Consider the following 7412-nt stretch of genomic DNA (forward strand, 5'->3'; position numbering starts at 1 on the left):
AAATCAGGATTGATGCATACTGAGCGACCATGCTGGGAACACAACTGGGAGGGCGCTATAAAGTTGTCAAAGTCCTAGGAGCTGGAGGATTTAGTCAAACTTACATTGCCGAGGATACGCAGCGACCGAGAAACCCTAAGTGTGTTGTCAAGCACCTCAAACCTGCTCGTCAAGATCCTGCTTTTTTGCAGGTGGCTCGACGGATGTTCAAAACCGAGGCAAAAACGCTTGAAAAACTGGGCCACCACCAACAAATCCCTCATCTGCTAGCTTACTTTGAACAAGACCAACAATTTTACCTGGTGCAGGAGTTCATTGAAGGTTCGCCGCTGAGCGATGAATTGCACCAAGGTACGCGACTGAGCGAATCTGAAATTATTCAGTTCTTGCAGGATGTACTGGGCATCCTGGAGTTTGTTCATGCTTATCAAGTCATCCACCGCGACATCAAGCCGAGCAATTTGATCCGGCGGCGACAGGACGGCAAATTAGTTTTAATTGACTTTGGCGCGGTCAAGGAAATCCGCACCCAGTTGACGAGTGGAACCGATCAGACCAGCATTACAGTCGGAATTGGCACTCAAGGTTATGTGCCGAGCGAACAACTAGCGGGTAAGCCAAAATACAGCAGCGATATCTATGCCTTGGGGATCACTGCGATCCAACTGCTGACTGGGTTAAGACCGAACCAGCTACCAGAAGATCCTGAAACCTCTGAGATTATTTGGCGGGATAAAGTAAAGGTCAGCGATCGCCTAGCAGCAATTTTAGACAAGATGGTACGATACCACTTCCGCGATCGCTACCAGTCCGCTACAGAAGTCAGCCAAGCGATCGCTTCATTGACAGAGGTATCGTTATCTGAAAATACGCCCGTTGCAGAAAAATTTGATCCAGAAAATATTGCCGACAAAAGCGGGGAAAAAATTAGCGATCGCGCGGGTGTCCTTGAGAAAAAGGCATCGCCGATCCGTTTAGCGATCGCCAGTATCCTCGCTACCAGCTTGTTGCTAGGGGTGAGGCAACTGGGTGGTTTGCAGTCCTTGGAACTGGCAACCTTCGATCAGATGGTGCGGTTACGGTTTGCGACACGGGTATTGGGAGACTTAGATCGTTCATCCCCAATGGAAGGGCCAGATCCTCGCCTTTTAGTCGTCGAAATCACCGAAGCAGATATTAAAGCTCAAAACAGATATCCGCTATCCGACCAGACTCTGCATCAGCTGTTAGCGCAACTAGAACGGCATCAACCACGAGTCATCGGTTTGGATATCTATCGCGACATCCCGATGGAACCCGGTCATGCAGAATTATCTAAGCAATTACAAAAGAGCGATCGCATCATTACCGTCTGCAAAATCAGCGATATCGATAATCCTGGAGTTGCACCGCCAAAAATTGTCCCGGAAGACCGCCTTAGCTTCGACGATTTGGTGATCGATCCCGATAACGCCGTTCGCCGCAGTCTCCTGTTTGCGACTTCCGATGTCGGTGCCTGTAAGACCCCCTACTCCCTCGGTGCGCGTTTGGCACTGCGCTACCTGGAACAACTGGGAATCGAGGCACAACCGCACCCAAAAAATTATCTCCAGCTCAATTCAATTGTCTTCAAACCCCTAGAAGCCAATTTTGGAGGATACCAGCAGGCAGATTCAGGCGGCTACCAGATCCTGCTCGATTATCGCTCCGCTCATAATATCGCCCAGCAGGTAACGCTCACTGAAGTTTTGAAAGGTCAGATTAACCCCGACTGGGTTAAAGATCGCATTGTTCTGATCGGTGTCACCTCACCCACAGTTGATAACGTTTTTTATACTCCCTACGGGGGCAGTCGTAAGATGTTTGGGGTAAGGGTGCAAGCACAGACCGTCAGCCAAATCCTCAGCGTTGTTCTAGACAAGCGACCTTTGTTTTGGTCTTGGTCGGAATGGGTTGAGGTGCTATGGATTGTGGGATGGGCAGCCGTTGGCGGCATTTTAGCTTGGCGAATCCGTCATCCCCTGCGATTGATTGTGGTTGGAACTGCAACGCTGGGCATTTTGTTCGTTACCGGCTTCTATTTCTTTATGCAGGCAGGTTGGGTACCTGTCGCAGCACCAGCGCTGGGTTTGCTAGGTAGCGGCGGCTCCACGATCGTCTGTCGGCTGGCTCCAAAAAGAAGAAAACAAGAGCAACCTAAAACTCCCCAAGAGACGCTTTCAGCACCGATAGATAACTGCCCCCCAGAGGAGTCAATCCCAGCAGATACGCTATTCACTCAGGAAGTCAGCTTCCACTCAGGTTCTACACAAACAACGATGGGTGGCAACTTAGAACCTAATCAGTGCCACTCTTTCTCTCTTTCCGCCACTGAGGGGCAGCTATTGACAGTGGCAGCGGTAGAAGGCAACGTCAATATCACCGTAATCGATCCGGAAGGGCAAACGGTCGGGACGATTACCGATGGCGCACAGTGGCAAGCATTGCTGCCTTCTGCTGGCAATTACAAAATTGAAGTGTACGCGCCTGATGCATCTGTTTATACGGTCAGTTTTGATGTCGGAAACGATGCAACTGAAAGTTCAAACCCGACAATTCTCACAAATTCTCAATTGAACAGCAATAATAGTTTGACAGAGACAAGGATAGACGGCTAAAAAATTTATTGAGTTTGTTTTGCTTGAGATTGCTAATAGTTAATCGATTGATTAATGAATTGCACAATTATGGGTATATAGGAATCCTATTTCAGTAGTGAGATGGGAGGATTTAGCTCCCCGATTTTTCCTTCACGAATCCTAGAGAATTGGTATAGCAACGAGCAGTGAATTGGAGCGCCTTAATGGGTCTGAGTCTGTGCCACTGGCTCCTCTCGCTGAGCTTTAAATGCAGATGAACCGGGAAGAGATTCTAGAGCGAGCTGACCAGCGATCGCTTTCTCTTCCACACTGCCTTGAATCTTAATTTCCCTTTCGCACTTGATGAATCGACACCCCAGCCCTATCACTCGGGAGAGTCAATCACGATCAGCGTATAATTGCCCCAATGGCAACTCCTGAAGCGTATAATTGCCCCAATGGCAACTCCTGAGTTGTAGAGCGATCGCTGCCATCAATCAGTCTACCCTCAACCTGATTTCTCAACAGTATTTGAGCAGATTATTAAATGTTTCTATATCTTTTTGCTGCCAGTTGAAGATTGCTTGGCTTCACATGGACTTTGCTAACCAAGTTTCTGCGAGGAGTGAGTCAGGGATCGGGCTTTTATGTCTCTCATCGACTGAAGAAAATTTTTTAAATTAATAGCTCGTCACCTAGTGGCAAGTTTCACTTTTTCCACATTTACAAAGCGATTTTGCAATGTGACAACCGTTTTGCGATCGCGATCCTTTACCTGACATTGCTAAATTAAACTTTGATTTAGCAATGCCCAATTTAGGGCACTCCAGAGATTCTAGCTAAATATTGGCAAATTTACCAGAATCTGCCTCAACCGTTTTAGTTTGATAAAAGCAGTTTTGAAGAAAGGCTTTATGTAGGCGATCGGTAGATAGTTGTTGTCACGTATACAAACAAAATTCATAAACCTTAAACTGCCTCTCCCACCAAGTATGGACAAGCAAATTTAGCTGATCTGGGGGGAAGAGGGGTTCGAGACAGACAGATAAAACTAAATTCTTCCCTTGACTTACCCAAATAGAATTGTCATGTTTAATAATGAAGAATATCTATCTAAAGATGGGGAATCAATCTTGAATCAAGTGTTGTACTGACTCAACTTGCTCAATCTCTAGCAGATTCTTCTGCATATTACTCGCTGTTATGGAAACCCAAGACTCAGCTATCCATCAGTTTGAGCTTCAACTCTGAGTCGAATGCGCTTGAGGGGTCGCGGCAAAAGCTAAAGCTGGGAAGCTTATCTGACCGTATCTCTATGCATCGGGAATAACTCCGAATTATAGCCAAAGATCGTAATATGTGGAAGCTTTTAAAAGAATTGTTTTCTTCAAGACAATTTATCCCTCACGGTCACTGCTACCTTTGGCAAACGAAACTGGTATGGCTTCACCTGGTTTCTGACTTGTTGATTGCGATCGCCTATTTCTCGATTCCGGCGATGCTCATCTACTTCATCCACAAGCGGAAAGATATTCCCTTTCAAGGGATATTTGCCTTATTTGGAGCCTTTACTATTCTCTGCGGTACCGGGCACCTGATGGAAATCTGGACGCTTTGGCATCCAGTTTACTGGCTGACAGGAATTGAGAAAGCGCTGACTGCCTTGGTTTCGTGCTACACGGCTCTACAAATGGTAACGCTGCTGCCGCAATTCCTGGCTTTGGAAACGCCCGAACAACTAGAGATTCTCAACCAGGAACTCCAGAGCGAGATTGCAATCCGGGTGCAGGCAGAAGAAGCTTTACGCCGCGTCAACGATGAGTTAGAAATTCGGGTCAGCGATCGCACCGCCGAGTTATTAAAAACGCTGCATAATCTAGAATCTGAAATCGCCGACCATAAACAGACACAGCAGGAGTTACTCCAGAGTCAGCATTTCATTGAGCGGATTGCTGAAGCCAGTCCCAATGTTTTGTTTCTCTACGATCTGAGCGAGCAGCGTAATGTTTATATTAATCGTGAAATCGGCGCGACTTTAGGGTATACGCCCCAAGAAATTCAAGAAATGGGGTTAGGTTTCCAAAACCTGATGCACCCTGACGATTTCGCCAGACTGCCGGAATATTTCCAACAATTCGAGGACGCCCCTGACAGCGAAATCTTTGAGAATGAGTACCGGATGAGGCATCGAAATGGAGAATGGCGGACTCTGCTCAATCGGGATACTCTGTTTGCGAGAACCGCTGACGGCAAGGTGAAGCAGATTCTCGGCACGACAAGTGATATTACTGAAAGAAAGCAAGCAGAAGTTGAAATTCGTCTGTTGCTGGAAGCAACCCAAGCCATCAATCGTTCTGTTGACGTTGATACTGCTTTAGCAATTATTTTGCGGTTAATTTGTACGACAATCGGCTGGGATTTGGGAGAAACTTGGGTTCCGTCTGATGATGGTACAGTTTTAAAAAATAGTCCGGGTTGGTACGGGTGCGATCGCGATGCGGTCGTCGCTTTGCAACATAGCTCGGTTGAAGAATTCCGACGCCATAGCGAAACAGTCACATTTAGAGCCAACGTGGGTCTGCCAGGGCGCGTTTGGTCATCGCAGCAACCAGAATGGGTAGAAGATGTTTCCGAAGCCACCCAGGAAACCTTTGTGCGATCGCAAATCGCCGCAAAAGTTGGATTAAAGACGGGTTTGGGCGTGCCAATTCTCGCCAATCAGCGAGTGTTGGCAGTTTTAGTTTTCTTTAAGCGTGGCAAAAGTGCAGAAGATCGACATTTGTTTGAGCTAGTAAGTGCAGTTGCGGCTCAGTTAGGTTGGCTGATTGAGCGCAAACTTGCCGAAGCCGCTCTCAGAAGCAGCGAAGAACGGCTGCAAATGGCGTTAGATGGGAGTGCCTTAGGGATATGGGATTGGAATTTAACGACCGGAGAGATGTATTTCGACCGGCAATGGAAGAAGATGCTGGGGTATGAGCCAGAGGAGATTGAGAACAGTTACCAGTCCTGGGAGCGGCTAGTACATCCAGAGGATACCTCTCGGGCGATAGACTCTTTAACCTTGCATCGGGAAGGTAAAACACCCGTTTCCGAAATTGAATTGCGGATGCGCTCAAAATCAGGCGAATGGAAGTGGATTTTGTGTCATGGTAAGGTGATGGAGCGCGATCGCTCTGGTGTGGCGCTGCGGATGACGGGGACGCATAAAGACGTTAGCGGAGCGAAGCGCGACGAAGTCGTTCGCATTGCCTTAGAACGAGAACTCGCCTTGCGGGAAGCTCGCCTGAATGCCTTTTTCAGCTCGGCTCCTGTCGGATTGAGCATCATGGACGAGCAACTGCGATTTGTGCAAATCAACGAACTCCTGGCAGAGGTGAATGGTTTCCCCGCGGGTGACATGATTGGCAAGAGCCTCTGTGAAGTCATCCCCGATATCGCCCCTAAGCTGGAACCTCTCTATCGGCGAATGTTCGCAACAGGCGAATCTATTCTCAACCAAGAAATCAGCGGTGAAGTACCGAGCCAACCGGGTATTGTTCGAGACTGGATGGTTTCTTTCTTTCCCATACCAGACGAGGATAATCGGCTTTCTGGCGTTGGGGGAGTGGTGATGGAAATCACTGCTCGTAAACAAGCGGAGGTGGCACTGCGCTCGGCGACCGAACGCCTGCAACATCTGCTCACCTCTAGTCCGGGAATTATTTATAGCTGCAAGGCATCGGGGAATTATGACATCACCTTTGTCAGTGAGAATATCAAGACAGTTTTAGGCTATGAAGCCCAAGAATTTCTCGAAGATGGAACTTTTTGGGCAAGCCACATCCATCCAGAAGATGTTAGTCGCGTCTTTGCTGAATTACCGCGACTGTTTGTTACAGGAGATTACGCCTACGAATACCGCTTTTTGCACAAGGACGGAACTTATCGCTGGCTCTACGATCAGATGAAATTGGTCAAAGACGAAGCGGGTAATCCCATTGAGTGCGTTGGGTATTCCTTAAACATCAGCGATCGCAAGCACTCAGAAGATCGGCTGCGACTGCTGGAGCGAGCGATCGCCGCTTCTAGCAATGGTATTGTCATTAGCGATGCCCAACTGCCCGACACGCCAGTGATTTACGTCAATCCAGCTTTTGAGTCCATCACGGGTTACTCGGCAGCAGAAACTCTGGGCAAAAATTGCCGCTTTTTACAGGGACCCGACACCACCCAACCCGCTCTTGAGGAGCTGCGGCTGGCACTGCGCGAAGCAAGAGAGTGTCGCGTTGTGCTGCGGAACTATCGCCAAGACGGCAGCTTATTTTGGAATGAATTTTCTATTGCTCCGGTGCGAGATGCTTTAGGGTGCTTGACTCACTATGTGGGGATTCAAGCGGATATCACCGAGGAGCGAATGGCAGTAGAAGCGCTGACCAATCAATTTAGCCGGACTGTCCTGCTCAAGCAGATTGCCGAAGAAATCCGCTCTAGTTTAGAACCTCAGCACATCTTTGCCACCGCCGCCGAACAAATTTCTCAGCTACTCAGGATCGATCGCTGCCTCATTCATACCTACGTGGTGGAACCGGAACTCAGAATTCCGATAGTCGCTGAGTTTGTGGCTCCTGGTTATCAATCGCTACTGTCTTTGGATATCCCTGTCGTTGGCAATCCCCATGTCCAGCTAATGCTCGCACAAGATGCTGCCATTTCCTCACCGGATGTTTATGCTGAGCCTCTTTTAGAAGCGGTTGAGCCATTTTGCCGCCAGATCGGTCTAAAGTCGATGCTAGCAGTGCGGACTTCTTACCAGGGAGAACCGAACGGAGCAATTGG

General features: G+C 48.3%; 3 protein-coding genes. 2 read left to right on the forward strand and 1 reads right to left on the reverse strand.

From position 1 onward, the window contains the following. Window positions 1–29: 29 nt before the first annotated feature. Entirely contained in the window at window positions 30–2636 is a 2607-nt protein-coding gene (locus tag NDA06_RS19105; RefSeq protein ID WP_190987179.1) for a CHASE2 domain-containing protein, read from the forward strand. A gap of 182 nt (window positions 2637–2818) precedes the next feature. Here NDA06_RS19105 and NDA06_RS19110 read toward each other — a convergent pair whose 3' ends face one another. Next, complete coding sequence (locus NDA06_RS19110) at window positions 2819–2986, reverse strand: hypothetical protein (RefSeq protein WP_206755402.1); 168 nt, start codon at window positions 2984–2986, stop codon at window positions 2819–2821. Window positions 2987–3954: 968 nt separating this feature from the next. Between NDA06_RS19110 and NDA06_RS19115 the strand changes: the two genes are divergently transcribed. Beyond that, window positions 3955–7412, forward strand: a 3458-nt coding sequence (locus NDA06_RS19115) for a PAS domain-containing protein (protein WP_348251808.1), incomplete at its 3' end; no start/stop codon positions are given.

The organism is Trichocoleus sp. ST-U1, from assembly GCF_039961835.1.
In the GTDB taxonomy this organism is placed as follows: domain Bacteria; phylum Cyanobacteriota; class Cyanobacteriia; order Cyanobacteriales; family FACHB-T130; genus FACHB-T130.

What these genes read in the sequence shown, in the direction of transcription:
- NDA06_RS19105 (WP_190987179.1), top strand. Translation starts at nt 30, where the DNA reads ATGCTGGGAACACAACTGGGAGGGCGCTATAAAGTTGTCAAAGTCCTA.